17 protein-coding genes, 1 other RNA gene and 1 pseudogene are annotated in these 15,936 nt (G+C 63.9%); 9 read left to right on the top strand and 10 right to left on the bottom strand.

The features are described from left to right. The first annotated feature begins 105 nt into the window (after positions 1 to 105). Positions 106 to 4,143 (top strand): AsmA family protein, encoded by a 4,038-nt coding sequence (locus ACWGS8_RS08680; protein ID WP_454580529.1) that lies wholly within the window; start codon positions 106 to 108, stop codon positions 4,141 to 4,143. 78 nt (positions 4,144 to 4,221) lie between these two features. Here ACWGS8_RS08680 and ACWGS8_RS08675 read toward each other — a convergent pair whose 3' ends face one another. The 3 genes from ACWGS8_RS08675 to ACWGS8_RS08665 all read right to left on the bottom strand — a co-directional run bounded on the left by ACWGS8_RS08675 (position 4,222) and on the right by ACWGS8_RS08665 (position 6,016). Beyond that, complete coding sequence (locus ACWGS8_RS08675; RefSeq protein WP_454580528.1) at positions 4,222 to 5,109, bottom strand: sigma-70 family RNA polymerase sigma factor; 888 nt, start codon at positions 5,107 to 5,109, stop codon at positions 4,222 to 4,224. A gap of 31 nt (positions 5,110 to 5,140) precedes the next feature. After that, on the bottom strand, positions 5,141 to 5,446 hold the full coding sequence (locus tag ACWGS8_RS08670) for a hypothetical protein (RefSeq protein ID WP_454580527.1): 306 nt from the start codon (positions 5,444 to 5,446) through the stop codon (positions 5,141 to 5,143). A gap of 123 nt (positions 5,447 to 5,569) precedes the next feature. Further along, positions 5,570 to 6,016 carry a MarR family winged helix-turn-helix transcriptional regulator gene (locus tag ACWGS8_RS08665; protein ID WP_454580526.1) on the bottom strand — a complete coding sequence of 149 codons (447 nt, stop codon included), beginning with the start codon at positions 6,014 to 6,016 and terminating at the stop codon, positions 5,570 to 5,572. 100 nt (positions 6,017 to 6,116) lie between these two features. Between ACWGS8_RS08665 and ACWGS8_RS08660 the strand changes: the two are divergent. Further along, a pseudogene (locus ACWGS8_RS08660) lies at positions 6,117 to 6,560 on the top strand (CBS domain-containing protein); the annotation flags it as partial. On the opposite strand, the gene ACWGS8_RS08655 reads toward ACWGS8_RS08660, so the two are convergent. From ACWGS8_RS08655 to ACWGS8_RS08640, 4 genes are all read right to left on the bottom strand, one after another. Next, positions 6,557 to 6,784 (bottom strand): ribbon-helix-helix domain-containing protein, encoded by a 228-nt coding sequence (locus ACWGS8_RS08655; protein WP_454580525.1) that lies wholly within the window; start codon positions 6,782 to 6,784, stop codon positions 6,557 to 6,559. The pseudogene ACWGS8_RS08660 and the gene ACWGS8_RS08655 sit on opposite strands and share 4 nt — an antisense overlap. Positions 6,785 to 6,794: 10 nt before the next feature. After that, on the bottom strand, positions 6,795 to 6,989 hold the full coding sequence (locus tag ACWGS8_RS08650; RefSeq protein ID WP_454580524.1) for a DUF4169 family protein: 195 nt from the start codon (positions 6,987 to 6,989) through the stop codon (positions 6,795 to 6,797). A gap of 16 nt (positions 6,990 to 7,005) precedes the next feature. Then, positions 7,006 to 7,542, bottom strand: a complete 537-nt coding sequence (locus ACWGS8_RS08645; protein ID WP_454580523.1) for an SspB family protein — start codon at positions 7,540 to 7,542, stop codon at positions 7,006 to 7,008. A 146-nt stretch (positions 7,543 to 7,688) separates the two neighbouring features. Then, positions 7,689 to 8,378 (bottom strand): TetR/AcrR family transcriptional regulator, encoded by a 690-nt coding sequence (locus ACWGS8_RS08640; protein WP_454580522.1) that lies wholly within the window; start codon positions 8,376 to 8,378, stop codon positions 7,689 to 7,691. A gap of 188 nt (positions 8,379 to 8,566) precedes the next feature. Between ACWGS8_RS08640 and ACWGS8_RS08635 the strand changes: the two genes are divergently transcribed. Further along, positions 8,567 to 9,772 carry a multidrug effflux MFS transporter gene (locus tag ACWGS8_RS08635; protein ID WP_454580521.1) on the top strand — a complete coding sequence of 402 codons (1,206 nt, stop codon included), beginning with the start codon at positions 8,567 to 8,569 and terminating at the stop codon, positions 9,770 to 9,772. A gap of 45 nt (positions 9,773 to 9,817) precedes the next feature. Here the strand turns inward: ACWGS8_RS08635 and ACWGS8_RS08630 are convergent, their stop codons facing one another. Together ACWGS8_RS08630 and ssrA are read right to left on the bottom strand one after the other, a co-directional pair. After that, the gene (locus ACWGS8_RS08630; RefSeq protein WP_454580520.1) at positions 9,818 to 10,369 is read right to left on the bottom strand and encodes an AAA family ATPase; all 552 of its coding nucleotides are present in this window, start codon (positions 10,367 to 10,369) and stop codon (positions 9,818 to 9,820) included. A gap of 111 nt (positions 10,370 to 10,480) precedes the next feature. Further along, positions 10,481 to 10,840: a transfer-messenger RNA gene (gene ssrA / locus ACWGS8_RS08625) on the bottom strand. 168 nt (positions 10,841 to 11,008) lie between these two features. On the opposite strand from ssrA, the gene ACWGS8_RS08620 reads away from it, so the two are divergent. Both ACWGS8_RS08620 and ACWGS8_RS08615 read left to right on the top strand, forming a co-directional pair. Then, positions 11,009 to 11,320, top strand: a complete 312-nt coding sequence (locus tag ACWGS8_RS08620; protein WP_454580519.1) for a DUF2853 family protein — start codon at positions 11,009 to 11,011, stop codon at positions 11,318 to 11,320. 211 nt (positions 11,321 to 11,531) lie between these two features. After that, positions 11,532 to 12,326, top strand: a complete 795-nt coding sequence (locus ACWGS8_RS08615; protein ID WP_454580518.1) for a thymidylate synthase — start codon at positions 11,532 to 11,534, stop codon at positions 12,324 to 12,326. A 65-nt stretch (positions 12,327 to 12,391) separates the two neighbouring features. Here ACWGS8_RS08615 and ACWGS8_RS08610 read toward each other — a convergent pair whose 3' ends face one another. After that, positions 12,392 to 12,601 carry a TOBE domain-containing protein gene (locus ACWGS8_RS08610; RefSeq protein WP_063172453.1) on the bottom strand — a complete coding sequence of 70 codons (210 nt, stop codon included), beginning with the start codon at positions 12,599 to 12,601 and terminating at the stop codon, positions 12,392 to 12,394. Positions 12,602 to 12,810: 209 nt separating this feature from the next. Here ACWGS8_RS08610 and modA point away from each other — a divergent pair, with 209 nt between their 5' ends. From modA to ACWGS8_RS08590, 4 genes are all read left to right on the top strand, one after another. Further along, positions 12,811 to 13,605 carry a molybdate ABC transporter substrate-binding protein gene (modA, locus tag ACWGS8_RS08605; RefSeq protein ID WP_454580517.1) on the top strand — a complete coding sequence of 265 codons (795 nt, stop codon included), beginning with the start codon at positions 12,811 to 12,813 and terminating at the stop codon, positions 13,603 to 13,605. Between the two features lie 20 nt (positions 13,606 to 13,625). Continuing rightward, entirely contained in the window at positions 13,626 to 14,330 is a 705-nt protein-coding gene (gene modB / locus ACWGS8_RS08600) for a molybdate ABC transporter permease subunit (protein WP_454580516.1), read from the top strand. Beyond that, positions 14,327 to 15,439: a molybdenum ABC transporter ATP-binding protein gene (gene modC / locus ACWGS8_RS08595; protein WP_454580515.1), complete on the top strand. Its 1,113-nt coding sequence runs from the start codon at positions 14,327 to 14,329 to the stop codon at positions 15,437 to 15,439. Before modB ends, modC begins: the two co-directional genes overlap by 4 nt. 109 nt (positions 15,440 to 15,548) lie before the next feature. Further along, on the top strand, positions 15,549 to 15,890 hold the full coding sequence (locus tag ACWGS8_RS08590) for a winged helix-turn-helix domain-containing protein (RefSeq protein WP_010910183.1): 342 nt from the start codon (positions 15,549 to 15,551) through the stop codon (positions 15,888 to 15,890). The last annotated feature ends 46 nt before the right edge of the window (positions 15,891 to 15,936 follow it).

Genomic DNA, 15,936 nt, shown 5'->3' with positions numbered 1-15,936 from the left:
TTTCAGATCGCCCGGGATGACGCAATACTGGATGAATTGCCTCTTTATCGACACGCGGATGCGGGTAGAGTGCGGCAGAATTTCAATCAACCTGTTCGGGAGCTGATGCTCGCACGCCTGTTCGTGATCTTCGGTGGTCTGTTCGTGCTGGTGCTGTGCGCGGCGCTGGTGGTCCCGTACTTTGTCGACTGGACCGGCTACCGCGCTGAGTTCGAGCGTGAGGCAAGTGCCATCCTTGGCCGCAAGGTGACCGTGCAGGGTGACGCCACGGCGAGGCTGCTGCCATTTCCCTCGGTGACCTTCTCCAACGTTGCCGTCGCCGGTGGCCCCAATGGCCAGCCGGCGATGACCGTCGAGACGTTTTCGATGGATGCGGAACTGGCGCCCTTCCTGCGCGGCGAGGTGCTGATCTTCGACATGCGGCTGGTGCATCCGAAGGCGACCATCGACATTGCCAATGATGGCACCGTCGACTGGGCGATGCGGCCATCCTCGCCCTTCGACCTCAACCAGATCTCTATCGAGAAGCTGACGGTGACGGAAGGGCAGATCGAACTGCGCCATGCCGCCGGTGGACGCAGCCATATCTTTTCCGAGATCAACTCGACCATTTCGGCCAAGTCGCTGGCCGGCCCGTGGCGCATGGACGGCACGTTGCGGCTCGACGGATTGCGCACCACGATCGCGGCATCGACCGGCAAGGCCGAAGGCAACGGCCAGATGCGACTGCGGCTGAAGGCCGATCCCGACGCCTATCCGCTCGTCATCGAAACCGACGGCAATGCCGGCATCGTCAAAGGTGCCGCCGTCTATTCCGGCCAGTTCAAGATTTCCGGCGCCGATAAGAATTCCGCTCAATTGCGCGGCACCGATGGCGAGACGGTGAAGGTCAGTGCCGGCAAGCCTGATCCCGGCTTTCGCCTGAACGGCAAGTTCTCGCTCGACCACCAGAAGCTTGGCGTCGACGAATTCCGTTTCGAGACCGGGCCGCTGGACAATCCCTATACCGCCGATGGCAAGGCTTCTGTCGATCTCGGCCAGAAGCCGAACTTCGCCATCGAGGCCAATGGCGCGCAGGTGCAGTTCGACGAGGCCGTGGGCGCAGAGGCCGGTGCCGGCCTGACACTCGACCAGCGCATTGCCGGGCTAGAGCAGGCGCTGCTCGCATTGCCGAAGCCGACCATACCAGGCACCGTCGAGGTCAAGCTGCCGGCGGTGGTGGCCGGCGACACCACGGTGCGCGACGTGCATCTGTCCGCCGAGCCGGCCGAGGGCGGCTGGTCGGTGAAATCGCTGGCCGCAACCTTGCCTGGCCGCACCACGCTGGAAGCCGATGGCATGCTCAGCGTCGAGGGCCAATTCGGCTTCACCGGCTCGCTGCTGCTGGCCGTGGCGCAGCCGTCCGGTTTTGCCGCCTGGCTGTCGAAAGATGTCGACGAGGCGATCCGCCGTCTGCCCGCCGCCGGCTTCAAGGCCAAGGTCGATCTGACGGAAAAGCGCCAGGCCTTCAGCGATCTCGAGCTGATCCTGGGCAAGGCGAAATTCTCCGGCCGCATCGATTCCAGCCAGCCTGACGAAGCCAGGCCATCGGTGCTGATGCGGCTCGAAGGCGGTGAACTCGACGTCGACGGGTTGGCGGCCTTCGCCTCGATCTTCGTCAGCGACAAGGGTGCCAACCGCTTTGCCGACCGCGATCTCGATTTCCAGATCAAGGCCGGGCCGGTCAGCGCCGGCGGGTTGACCGCCGACACGGTCGACACCGCGCTCAGGCTGCGCGACGGCTTGCTTGAAGTCGACCGGCTGTCGGTCGGCGGATTGGCCGGCGCCTCGATCAGCGCCACGGGCCGGATCAAGGATTTCCCCGCGAGCCCGACCGGCAAGCTCGACGCATCGGTTGTCGCTGTAGACCTCAAGCCGCTGATCGACGTCGCCGCGCAGCATTATCCCGACAATGCGGTGCTGAAGGGGCTGGCGAGCCGCGCTGCCGCCTATCCCGATCTGTTCCAGGATGCACGCGTCGACCTCGTGGCAAGTGCCGCCGACAATGGCGATGGCACAACGGGCCTGGCGGTGAGCGGGCAAGGCAAGGCCGGCGGCTCGGCCTTTTCCGCCTCGCTGTCGGGCAAGGGCGCGCCAGACAAGCTTCTCGAGGCGCCGGTGACACTGACATTCAACGCCAAAAACCCCGACGCCACCGCGCTGCTGGCGCTTTACGGCCTGCCGGCGCTGCCGCTCGGCATGCTGGGTGAGGCAACCACAGACATCCAGGCCAAAGGCACGCTGAGCGGCGGACTGGCGACGACTTTCAGCCTTGCCGGCAATGACTTCAAGGCCAGCTTCGAGGGAACCGTCGCCGACACGCCGCAAGGGCCCGTCGCCAAAGGCAAGATCAATCTCGATGCGGTCGACATCGAACCGTGGCTGATGACATCGGGCATCGGCCTGCCGGGCATGGGGGCTGGCATGTCGACGTCGCTGTCCGCGCAGGGCGACTACGGCAACGGACTTCTGGTGCTGGACAATGTCAGCGGCGCGATCAACGAGGCCGCGGTGTCCGGCGACGTCAACATCGACGCCAAGGACGGCGTGCCGCATCTGGCCGGCGCACTGGCACTCGACGAGCTCGATCTCGATCCAATGGCCGTGGCGCTGTTCGGCGATTCCGCGTTCCTCGCCGACAAGAATGGGGCCGACAAGAGTGGGGTCGACAAGAGTAGGGTCGACAAGAGCGCGAGCGACAAGGGCGGCGCCTGGCCGGCAGCACCCTTCAGCCAGAAGTCCAGCCTGCCGTTCACCGCCGATCTCGACCTGACCACGGCAGCCCTTGCCGCCGGACCGCTTGCCACTGCCTATGGCGCCGCCTTTTCGCTGAAGCTCGACCAGGAAGGCATCCGCGTTTCGGACCTGAAGGCGAAACTTCTCGGCGGGGCGCTGACCGGCCTGTTCGAGTTGAAGAACAATGGGGGCACCGGGCTTTTCACCGGCCAGATGAAGCTGGCGGGCGCCGATCTGGCGAACGTGCTGCCGGATGCAGGCATTGGCGGCGTCGCCGATTTCTCGACGACGCTGTCGACCAGCGGCAAGTCGGTCGATGCGATGATCGCCGCTTTGTCGGGTTCCGGCACGGCGACGCTCAGGGGTTTGCAGGTCGCCGGTGTCAATCCCGACGCGTTCAGCGCATTGCTGGCCAAAGCGGACGCGATCGGACGCGACATCGACGCGGCCAAGACCGCTGGCTTCGCGCCCGCGATCGCCGCCGATGGCAATTTCCCCGCCGGGAATGCCGACATCGCCTTCACGATCGCCGGCGGCACGCTGAGGGCGCCGCCGATCAGTCTCGAAAACCCGGCGGCGACCTTGTCCGCCGATATTACGGCCGATCTCAACACCAGCACGGTTTCCGCCAAGGGCACCATCACCTACCGGCCTGGCGACGAGGCGCTGGTCGGCTCCGAGCCGGCCGTCAATTTCATCGCCGAGGGCCCGTTCGGGGCCGTCAAGCGGCAGTTCGACAGCGAGCCTTTGGCGCAATTCCTGACCCAGCGCGCGCTGGAGAGGGAGCAGCAGCGCGTCGAGGCGATGCAAGCGGCGTTGCTGGAGAAGCAGCGGCTGCGGCGAGAAGTGCGCTATTACGCGGCACTGCAGGACACCCGCGACAAGGCCGCCGAGGAACTGCGCCAGCAGGAAGAGGCGGCGCGGCTGAAAGCCGAGGCCGATGCAAAGGCGAAAGCGGAGGCCGAGGCCCAGGCGCAGGCCGAAGCGGAGGCCAAGGCCCAGGCTGAGGCAGAAGCAAAGGCCAAAGCCGATGCAGAGGCGAAGGCCCAAGCGGACGCTGATGCCAAGGCCAAGGCCGAAGCGGATGCAAAGGCAAAGGCCGATGCCGAGGCGAAGGCCGCGGCCGAGCAGCAGGCCGCCGACGAAGCGGCCAAGGCGCAGGCGGAGCAGGAGAGGCAGAAGGCCGAAGAGGCGATGCGCATCGCCACGCAGGAAAAGGCCAGGCTGGAAGCCGAACGCAAGGCCGCGGAACAGGCGCCCAAGGTCGAGCCTGCGCCATTGCCGGAGGCCAACGGCAACCCGCCGCCGCCAGCCAAGCCGAAGTCCAATCCTTTCACGATCGATAATTTGTTGAGGTCGTTGCAGTAGGGCAGTAGGGCAGTAGGGCAGTAGGGCAGTAGGGCAGTAGGGCAGTAGGGCAGTAGGGCTTCCCCTCCCGAAATCGTTTCAAAGAACGAGCAGTTCGGCGCTTTCGGCGGCGTAGCGGGCGTGGCGGAAATCGCGGATGGCTGTAAGCCTGCCGCCCTGCCAGGCCAGCAGGATGAAATAGGCGGGTCGGGCCGTCGGGTCGTTGGGGTCGCGGACGAGGATTGCCGGCCTGTTTTCAACGAAGCCGGGCACGAGATGCCAATCCTGCACCCGGGAATAGTTGCCGAAATAGGTGCCGACTTCCTTGCGGCCGTTGAGCCGTGTCTTGGCGACCAGTTCCAGCCGCACCTCTTCAGCCAGCATGTCGCGCACGGCGTCGAAATCACGGGCATTGAAGCGATCTATGTAGGCATTGAGCAACTGACGTTCAGCGGCGCCCAGTCTCGGGAGAGGGCGGTCGTCTGGCTCGTGCGCAATCTGGCGCAGCCGGTCGCGGCCGCGATGCAGCGCCGCCTTGACCGCGGGGATGCTGGCATCGAGCGTGGCGCTGATCTCTTGCAGGGAGTAGCCCAGAACGTCCATCATGATGACGCTGCTTCGCTGGGCGACGGGAAGGCGCATGAAGGTGTGCAGCCCCGCCGAAGCGGCCTGGCGATCGATGGTGGGATTCGCCGGGTCGACGATCATCTCCAAATCCTCGTCGGAAGAGGCCTGTTCGCGGGCGCGGCGGCGCAGAAAATCGAGCGCCGCATTGTGGGCGATGCGAAACAGCCAGCCTTCCGGGTTGGCGATCGGGCCGGCACCGGGCAAGGCCTCGATCGCCTTGGCCAGCGCCTCCTGCAACACATCCTCGCCATCGAAGACCGAGCCGGTCATGCGGGCGCAGTAGCGGTGCAGCTTGGGGCGCAATTCCCCAAACAGGCGCTCGAAGTGCCCATGCTGGCCGCCAGGTATAGGAATGTTCATGAGCTCCGTTCTGCGACCTCGTCTGCCTCGATCACGCATCCAGCATCCGATAGCTGCCTATCACGGCCATCTCGTCGCGTTGCGGAGGTTCGCTGCAGCGATCCCCGAAGCCGCTTTGAAAAGCCTTGAATGCGGCCAGGCCAGTGATGCTGTCAGAATGCGCATCGGTCTGCGTTTCGACCAGGTGGATGAATGTCCCGTCGCCGGACCGCAACGTCATGTAGCGGACGCCGTCCGGCGATTTGTCATGCAATTCCTGGAAAACGGCCTGGATCAGCCGCTCGTTCTCATCGGCTCGTTCGGGCTTCATCTTGTAGCGTATCAGATGGCGTTTCATCGCTGGTCTTCCTCTCGATTGCCTTGCGCCTTTTGAGCCTCTCATCGCCAAGACGATGCCGGGAAGCCAAAAGATGCGGGCGTCCGAAAATAAAGGTGCCGTCCAGCGCAGGATGCCGAGGCGTCACCCGCGGCCCTGATCGAGCAAGCGCCTCAGCATGGGTTCGATGCGCGAAAGCTCGTCGAGATGCGCCGCCGACAGCTCGGCAAGGCAGTCATCGGCGCGCTCGGTCAGCCGCAGCAGCACGCGGCGGTGGTCGTCCTTGTCCTGGTCCCGCGTGACCAGTCCCGCCTCGCTCAGGCGGTTGACCAGCTCGACGGCGCTGTGATGGCGGATGCGCAGGCGCTCCGCCAGATCGCCGACCGTCACCGGTCCACCGCCCGGGTAGCCCTTGATCGCCAGCAAGGCCTGGTGCTGGCGCGGCGTCAGGCCGGCGTCTTCGGCCTGCAGCTGACTGAATTCGAGGAAGCGCCTGATCAGATAGCGGAACTCGGACAGCCGCTGATAGTCGGCCAGTTCGATGGTGGGGCGAGATTTCTTGGGCTGCGTCATTCCAGACATTTGTTCCATTCCGGCCAAAGGCTCAAACGGTTTTGCTGCAAAACCAGCTTGAATTTATATCGTGTTACGATACATAGCGAGCCGACAAGCCGGCCGGCATCTCTGCCGTACCGCGGTCGAGAGCGTCCCGGCGACGATGACGCTGCATGGCGCCGCCGCCTTCCTGACCGCGCCCGAAACGCGGCATCCGAGCTTCCCCGTCGTCGACGAGAACAGGCGGGTGCTCGGCCTCATCGATCCGCCGGCGATCCTGCGCTGGCGCCGTGCCGGCAAGCACAGGACGACGACGCTCAGTGACCTGCTTGCCGGAAGCAAGGTAACGCTGGCCTATCCCGACGAATATCTCGAAGGCCTCTCAGACAAGCTGTTGATGGCCAATGTCTCGCATCTGCCGGTCGTGACCCGCGAAAGCCTGCAACTGGTCGGCTATGTCGGCTGGAAGGACCTGATGCGCGTGCGGTCGAGGAGACGGGCCGAGGAGCGCGACCGCTCGACCTTGCTTGGTTTCGGCACCAGGCGCGGGAAAAAGGCGGACGTTGTCGAGGGCGTCTAGTCCAAGCTGGCCGCGCGCTTCGCCCAGTCCAGGACATACAGCCGCAGCGCCGAGGACAGGTTGGTGTCGCGGGGCCGCGTCTCATCGACTTCAGCGACAAGTGCTGCGAGCGTCAGCTTTCTCGCCGCCGCGATGGCGACGAGATCGTCATAGAAGGGTTTTTCGAGGGAATAGCTGGTGCGATGGCCGCGAATGGTCACCGAGCGCTTTTCGACGACGCTCACGGCCGAACGCTCACTGCTCGTCCTTGACGGACGGATCGAGGCGATGGCCCGCGACAAATCTCTCGGCCTTGTCGGCGTTCAGCCGGTCGCGTTGCTTCTCCGCCTTGGAACGGCCATGCAGGGCCCGGTTCTGCTCGGCGACGCGCGTCTTTTCGTCCCGCGCCTTCTGCTTGCGAGCCTGGCGGAGATTGACGATGTCGGCCATGGCGCGGACCGCGAACCTATTTCTTGCGGAAGGCGTCGAGCGAAACCACCTCGGCGCCCTTGGCGCCGGCCTCGGTCGCGGCGGGCTTCTTCTCCGCCTCTGCGGCAGCCTTCTTCTCGGCCTTCGGCTTCTTCTCGGAAACGACGGTCAGTGGCTCGGGCGCCGGCTGGGCCGGTTCCTCTTCGGGCTGCGCATCGGTCTTGACGTCGAACTCGAGCTCGAAATTGACCGACGGATCATAGAAGCCACGTACGGCCGAGAACGGGATTTCAAGTTTCTCCGGCACGTCGGAGAAGGACAGGCCAACCTCGAAGCCGGTGTCGGTCACCTTCAGGTCCCAGTACTGGAACTGGATGACGATGGTCATCTGCTCGGGATAGCGCTCGCGCAGACGTGACGACACGCGCACGCCGGGCGCGCCGGTCAGGAAGGTGATGAAGAAATGATGGTTGCCGGGGAGGCCGGTGCGTGCGACCTCGGCCAGGACCTTGCGCATGACGCCGCGCAACGCCTCCTGGGCCAGAATGTCGTAGCGGATGTGGTCGTCGGCCATGTGGTGGTCGGGTTCCGTTGAATCGTCCGCATAGCTGTAATCAAGCTTGAGCGCGGCGTAAACCTGATATAGCCCACCGTCGCGTCGAAGCGAGGACTATTGCCGACGATTTGATCGGCAAGGCGGCTCGCCGGCAACCGCAAATGTCATGCGTTAGCCAGCGCAATGTGCTTTTTGACGCTGCCCGGGGCGGGGCGCTTGCCGAAAGCGCGCAGGAAGGTGCGCACGCCATTCGTCGCCGATTGCACCACCTCGTCCTCGCGCGGCGTGCCGCCGAGCATGAAAGTGGTCTGCAGTTCGGCGTTGACCAGGCCGAAGAACTGGCGCGCCGCGACGTCGGGGTCGTCGATGGTGAGGTAACCGCCATAGGCGAGGCGGGCGAAGCGGGCGGCGATTGCCGGCAACGTCGTGCCCGGACCCTGTTCACGCCATTCGGCAAACAGTTCGGGATAGCGTTCACCTTCGGTCTGGATCAGCTTGCGCAGGAATTTTCCGTCGCGGTTGCAGATGCAGTTCCGGTTCAGGCGCACGGCAAAGCCGATCAGATCGGCTTCGAGATCGCCGGGCTGGTCAGGGAAGGTAGCTATGGTGGCGAAGATGCCGACATTGCAGCGATCGGTGAGGTCGCGCACCACGGCCATGAAGAGCTTTTCCTTGTCGCCATGGTGGTTGTAGACGGTCTGGCGCGAGACGCCGGCCTCGGCGGCGATCAGGTCGATATTGGCGCCGGCAAAACCTTCGCGGCAGAACACGCCTGCGGCGGCGTCGACGATTGACAGGCGCTTGGCCTCATGGCCGCGTGGCGGGAAGGTGTCAGGAGAAACGCTTGCTCTCATGAAAATCTATATAGAGGTGATTGACGATTTAGACAAGACTGTCTAAATTTGTGGACATGCGATTAGGAGATTTCGCGCCGGGGACGACCAGAATTCGCTCCTGGAGTGTCGGAACCTCACGGGATGGAACGTCCTAGGGTTAGACGCCGCCTGGCGGCGGCAACCAGATTTCGAAAGAAGCCAATATCATGAGTCCCAAATTCCTCCGCATCGCGGTCGTGCTCGGCCTGTTGTCCGCCATCGGCCCTTTCGCAATCGACATGTATCTTCCCGCTTTGCCGTCGATCGGCGCTGATCTGCACGCCGGCACCGCCGCCGTGCAGATGAGCCTGCTGATCTTCTTCCTGTCCATGGGTTTCGGCCAGATCGTCGTCGGGCCGATCTCCGACATGGTCGGCCGCAAGCTGCCGCTCTATGGCGGTCTTGCACTGTTCATGGTCGGCGGCATCGGTTCGGCCATGGCGCCGACCATCGAGTGGCTGATCGCATTCCGCTTCCTGCAGGGGCTTGGCGCCAGCGCCGGCATGGCGGTGCCGCGCGCCATCGTGCGCGACCTGCACACCGGCAATGAAGCCGCCAAGCTGATGTCCTTGCTGATGCTGGTTTTTTCGGTGTCGCCGATCCTGGCGCCGCTGACCGGCAGCCAGATCATCGAGAATTTCGGCTGGCGCGCCGTGTTCTGGACGGTGACCGGTGCCGCAGCCCTTGCCACCATCCTGCTCGCCACCTCGCTCAGGGAGACGCGACCGGCGGAAGAACGCGTCGGTTCCTCTTTCGGCACCGCACTTGCCGGCTATCGCTTCCTGATGGGCGACCGCAATTTCCTCGGCCTGGTGGCGATCGCCGGCTTCGGCATTGCGAGCTTCTTCGTCTATCTGTCGAGCTCGTCCTTCATCCTGATCGGCCACTATGGGCTGTCGCCGTCGGTCTACAGCGTGTTCTTCTCGACCAACGCGGTGGCCTTCATCGGCATGTCGCAGCTGACGGGACTGCTGGCCGAGCGTTTTGGGCTGCGGCGCGTGGTGCGCGTCGCGGTGACCGGCTATGCCTCGACGATGGTGGTGCTGCTCGCGATCATGGCGACGGGCGTCGACCGGCTCGACGTGATGGCAGCCCTGCTGTTCGTCGGCTACGGTTTCCTCGGCCTGGTCATTCCGACCACCTCGGTGCTGGCCATGGAAGAGCATGGCGAGATCGCCGGCACGGCCTCGGCGCTGATGGGCACGCTGCACTTCGCCATCGGTGCGCTCGCCATGGGCGTCGCCGGCGTGTTCTTCGACGGCACGCCACTGCCGATGGTCGCGGGCATCACGCTCTGCGCGGTAATTTCCTTCACGCTGGCCAAGGTCACGCTCGGCCGTTCGCGCGAAGCGGTCGAAGCGCCGGCGGAGTAGGCACTGCTCGCAAGTATATGAAAAGGCCGGGTTTTCCCGGCCTTTTTAGTTCAGCCCTGCCTCGGCCAATACGAAATCCAGCCGTGTCTCGACCGGCGCGAGGGGCAGCGGAACCAGCTCGTAACCCAGCTCCGTATAGACGCCGGCCAGCACATGGTAAGTGCGCTCGGCCTCATCTGGTGTCTGCTTGCGCTCTTCATCCTGCGCGAAAATGTCAGGCCAGGGCGGAGCGATGAACACGCGCGGATTGTAGCGGAAGCGTTTGGCGGCGGTACTGATGTGGTCTGCCACCGGCAGGCCGCTCAATTTGAGATAGCCGAGCGTGTCCGGCACGCCGCGATCGAAGAAGACCGGTCCCTTCTGTTCGAGCGCGTTCCGATATGAGCGCATCTCCCAGGACAGCATGAGTTCGGCGAACAGCGCGCGGTCGCTCCAGGGCAGGGCGGTTCCGCCTATCGAGGACTGGTCGCGGATGATGCCGCGTCCGGCTTCGACGGTGATCGCAAGGCCCGCCTGACGCAGGGCTTCGATCAAAGTGGTCTTGCCGGAGCCCGGGCCACCGGTCAGCACGAAGAATCGATCGGAATCGTTTTGCATTTCTGTCCAGGGAGAGAGAGACACGCGATGCGGCGGCTTCGCGGCCCACGGCCGTGCGACGTCCGGACGGCAAAAAGACCGTTGCGCATGACGTGGATCGAGGGAGGGAGAAGTGGAGGTTTCTGTTGCCAGGTACCTCCGAACCCCGCCTAGAAGTGCGAACCCCTAGGGCTTGATTTGAAGCTATCGCACTGCATTAAGCAGCGAGACGTGCTTCCGCATAGTTGTCGTTGGCAACTATAAGTTTAGCCCGATGACGGTGGTACAATGCCGGGCAAAAGTACGATCTTTACACCTTCGTCGATCCTATTTCGCCCCCAGCAAAAACCGCTCTGTCGTCACAGCGGCTTTTGGTGGAGGCGCCGGGTACCGCCCCCGGGTCCGAACGGCTTATTTCATCGCCCATTTATCGCCATAGTCGGTCAAGCCGACAAACCGAATATAGGGGGCGTTCGCCGGAAATGAAAGGCCGCAATGGTGCTTTGTCCCTGTGTCAAATTGCGACGCCGAGGGTTGACTTGGGCGCGGTCTCAACGGAAGCTTTGCGAGCGGTGAGGAGTTACCGACCTAGCGCACAAGTTGCGAAGCGCGCCACAGCCCTCATCGATCGGATCCGTGGCGCCGACGAGGGGAATATTGATGGCCGACTATCTTGCGGATGTGAAGAAATACGACGCGGGCGCCACCGCCGACGCGGTCGAAAAGATCGTCAAGCATCTGGGCATTGCGCTGAGGAACCGCGATTCCTCGCTGGTGTCCTGCACCGACCCGAAGGAGCTCGAGCGCGTCAAGGAGAGCTGGGTGGCCAAGAAGCTCGGCGTCAGCGACGGGGCGAAGGCCGACGCCTCGATCGAGAAGACCTGCAAGGCGATGCACGCCGACAACACCAAGAGCCGGGTGACCTTCTATTATCTGGTGGCCAAGGATCTGGGCAAGCTCGGCTCGCTCTGACGACCGCGCGTCAATTTGCGAAGGCTGGCGCGCCGGCGTTGCGGCCAGCCACTTTCTCCCTGTTCACGGGGAGAAATGCCCGGCAGGGCAATGAGGGGCGACGCAGACATCTAGAAGAAGAGTGGTGCGCAAGGACGACTAGCGCCGTTTTGCCGTATTCGGCCGCCGGTCTGACCGCTATAGTATCCGCACTCGAATCGAGCTGGAACCGATGCGCCAATATCTCGACCTCTTGCAGCATGTGCTGGAAAACGGCGCCGATCGCGGTGATCGCACCGGAACCGGCACGCGCTCCGTCTTCGGTTACCAGATGCGTTTCGACCTGGCGCGCGGCTTTCCGGTCACCACGACGAAGAAGCTGCATCTGAAGTCGATCATCCATGAACTCCTGTGGTTCCTGGCCGGCGACACCAACATCAAATATTTGACCGACCACGGCGTCACGATCTGGGACGAATGGGCCGACGAGAATGGCGACCTCGGTCCGGTCTACGGCAGGCAGTGGCGCTCCTGGCCGGACGGCCATGGCGGCTCGATCGACCAGATAGCGGGCCTTCTCAAGGAGATACGCCGCAATCCTCAATCGCGGCGGCTGATCGTTTCGGCGTGGAACCCAGCCGAGGTGGAAGCGATGGCGCTGCCGCCCTGCCACTGCCTGTTCCAGTTCTACGTGTCCGAGGGCCGGCTGTCCTGCCAGCTCTACCAGCGTTCGGCCGACATCTTCCTCGGCGTGCCGTTCAACATCGCGTCCTACGCGCTGCTGACGCTGATGGTGGCGCAGGTGACCGGGCTGAAGCCGGGCGATTTCGTCCACACGCTGGGTGACGCGCATCTCTATTCGAACCACTTCGAACAGGCGCGCGAGCAATTGCAGCGCACGCCAAGGGCGCTACCGACCATGTGGATCAACCCGGAGGTGAAGGACTTGTTCGCCTTCCGCTACGAGGATTTCCGGCTGGAAAATTACGTTGCCGATGCCAGTATCAAGGCGCCCATCGCGGTCTAAGCTATGCCGATATTCAGGTGATGCCGGCCGACCTGAATCTCAACATACCTTAAGCTCGGCTCCCGTCAGTCTATACCGACCATCACGTCCGAGGCCTTGACCACGGCATAGGCCTGCTTACCCTTTTCGAGCTTGAGATCGGCGACGGCTTCGTTGGTGATCGAGGCGGTGACGATGGCGCCGCCGCCAATGTCGATCCTGACGTGCGAGGTGGTGGCTCCCTTGACGATTTCGGTGATCGTTCCCTTGAGCACATTGCGGGCGCTGATCTTCATCGGGCTCTCCGTGGCTTTATGCATGTCGTTCTCCCAAAACCGAGGTCACTTTTGGGCGGCATGCATCAGGTTTCCCGCTCGTCTTACCAGAACAGTCGGCGGGGCATAGGCGTTTTCGCAAGCCATCGGCCTTCCCTTGTTATATTCATACGGATATATCGATCGGCAGGCTTAGCGCCGCACGGATTTCAAACCAGGGAGAGTTTTCGATGACGCGCAAAGGTTTCGGGTTGAGGGCGATCGCCATTGGCGGTCTTGCGGCGACGTTGATGGCGGCGGCGCCCGCCGCACATGCGGAAGGCAAGGTCGTGGTGTTTGCGGCGGCCAGTCTCAAGGACGCGCTCGATGCGGTGAACAAGGCCTGTGAGGCCGATGTCGGCGAGGCCGCGACCGTTTCCTATGCGGCAAGCTCGGCTCTGGCCAAGCAGATCGAGGGCGGGGCGCCAGCCGACGTCTTCATTTCGGCCGATCTCGACTGGATGAAATATCTTTCCGACAAGAAGTTGACCAAGCCCGACACCGAGGTGAAGCTGCTCGGCAACGAGATCGTGCTGGTGGCGCCGAAGGATTCGAAGGTCAAGACCAAGATCGAGAAGGGTTTCGACCTCGCCAAGCTGGTCGGCGACGGCAAGCTCGCCATGGGCGACTTCAAGGCGGTGCCGGCCGGCAAATACGGCAAGGCGGCACTGGAATCGCTCGGCGTCTGGTCCTCGGTCGAGGGCAAGGTGGCGCAGGCCGAGAATGTCCGCGCGGCGCTCAAGCTGGTCTCGACAGGGGAGGCCGCTCTCGGCATCGTCTATGCCACAGACGCGCATGCCGACAAGGGCGTCAAGGTGGTCGGCACCTTCCCGGAGGATTCGCATCCGCCGATCATCTATCCGGTTGCCCAGACCGTCGATTCGAAGGACAACGATACGACGGCTTTCCTGAAATGCCTGCAGTCCGCCAAGGCCGGTGCGCTCTTCAAGGAACAGGGTTTTACCGTGCTCACGCCGAGCAACTGAACAGGGCCTGATAGCACAATATGACCTGGCTGCTGGACCTCACTCCCGACGAATGGAATGCGGTCCGGCTGTCCATCAAGGTGGCGACCGTGGCGATGCTTTTCAGCCTGCCGCCGGGCACCTTGATTGCCCTGTTGCTTGCCCGTGGACAATTCTGGGGCAAGACGCTGCTTAATGGCGTCGTTCACCTGCCGCTGATCCTGCCGCCTGTCGTGACCGGCTATCTCCTGTTGCTCACCTTCGGCAAGCGCGGCCCGGCCGGCGCCTTCCTCGCCGAGCATTTCGGCATCGTCTTCTCGTTTCGCTGGACGGGTGCGGCGCTGGCCTGCGGCGTCATGGGCTTTCCCCTGATGGTGCGGGCAATCCGGCTGTCGATCGAAGCGGTCGACCGCAAGATGGAGGCGGCGGCGGGAACACTTGGCGCCAATCCTTTGTGGGTGTTCGCCACCATCACGCTGCCGCTGATCCTGCCCGGGCTGATCGCCGGCGCCATCCTGGCCTTCGCCAAGGCGATGGGCGAGTTCGGCGCGACCATCACCTTCGTCTCCAACATTCCGGGCGAAACGCAGACGCTGCCCTCGGCGATCTACACTTTCACGCAGGTGCCGGGCGGCGATGAGGGCGCATTGCGACTGACATTGATCTCGATCGTCATCTCGATGGCGGCTTTGGTCGCCTCGGAAGTTCTGGCGCGGCGGGTCGGCAGGCGGATGGACATCGAATGAGCGTCCGCGTCGATATCGGCCACCGGCTCGGCGATTTCGCGATCGAGGCGCGCTTCGAGAGCGGCGGGCGGCTGACCGTGCTGTTCGGGCCATCCGGGTCGGGCAAGACCACGCTCATCAACATGATCGCCGGGCTGATCCGGCCCGACAAGGGCCGCATCCAGGCAGAGGGCCGTGCACTGGTCGACACCGATGCCGGCATTTTCGTGCCGAAGCACAGGCGCCGCATCGGCATGGTGTTTCAGGATGCACGCCTGTTTCCACATATGAGCGTGGCCAGCAATCTGCGTTACGGCCGCTGGTTCACGCCGGCACAGGAGCGCTATGCCGACATGGATGCCGTCGTCGACCTGCTCGGCATCGGACCTCTGCTGAACAGGCGCCCGGCTAAACTCTCGGGCGGCGAGAAGCAGCGCGTGGCGATCGGACGGGCGCTGCTCGCCAGTCCGAAATTGCTGCTCATGGACGAGCCGCTGGCCTCGCTCGACGAGGCGCGCAAGGCGGAGATCCTGCCCTATATCGAACGGCTGCGCGACGAGACGAAAATCCCGATCGTCTATGTCAGCCATTCGGTCGCCGAGGTGGCGCGGCTGGCGAGCGACGTGGTGATGCTGGCGCAAGGCAAGGTCGTTGCCAGCGGGCCGACAGAGGCGGTGATGCAAAGGCTCGACCTGCTGCCGGCGGAAGAGCGCGGGGAGGGTGGCGCGGTGCTGGAGACCAAGGTACTGCGCCACGACGAGGCGTTCGGCATGACCGTGCTCGGCTCGGCCGCCGGCGAAATTCGCGTGCCGCGCCTGGCTATGAAGACAGATGCTTCGGTGCGTGTCCGCATCCGTGCCCGCGATGTGATGATCGCCACCGAGAAACCGACGGGCCTCAGCGCGCTCAACATCCTGCCCGGCACGATCGTCGCGATCAGCCCTGGCGAGGGGCCGGCGGTCGAGGTCGGCATCGACTGCAATGGCGCAACGGTGCTCGCCCGCATCACCGAACAGTCGCGGCAGGCGCTGAGGCTGCGGCTCGGCGGCAAGGTTTTCGCGGTGGTCAAGACCGTGAGTTTCGACCGGGCGAACACCGGCGCTGGCCTGCCGATCGAGGTCGATGGCTGACAGGGGCGGCGATCGCCGCTATATTGTTTTGGAATAACGGTATCGCCGAAGCAGCTTTGACATCGAGGCAACTTGACAGCTGGGCCGGGGCGACCGCGGAGGAGCAAAGATGCCATCGCTGAGCTTGCGGATAAATCTCGATCCAGACGGGCGGATCGGTCCGGGCAAGATCGAGCTTCTGGAGCAGATCGCTACCTTCGGCTCGATCTCGGCCGCCGCGCGCGGCATGGAGATGTCCTACAAGCACGCCTGGGACCTGGTCGAGGACATGAACCGGGTGTTCGGCAAGCCGCTGGTCGCCGCGCAGACCGGAGGCCGCAAGGGCGGCGGCGCGCAGCTGACGGCCATTGGCCTTGCGGTGGTCAGCCGCTTCCGCGCCATCGAGCGCGCGGCCACCGCGGCGGCGGCGACGCATATGGACGCGCTGCAGGCGGAGATCGATGCCGGGTGAGTGAGGGCAGTAGGCAGTAGGCAGTAGGCAGTAGGCAGTAGGCAGT

The sequence above is a fragment of the Mesorhizobium sp. 43Arga genome, from assembly GCF_053714255.1.
This window is presented reverse-complemented; position numbering and strand designations above follow the sequence as displayed.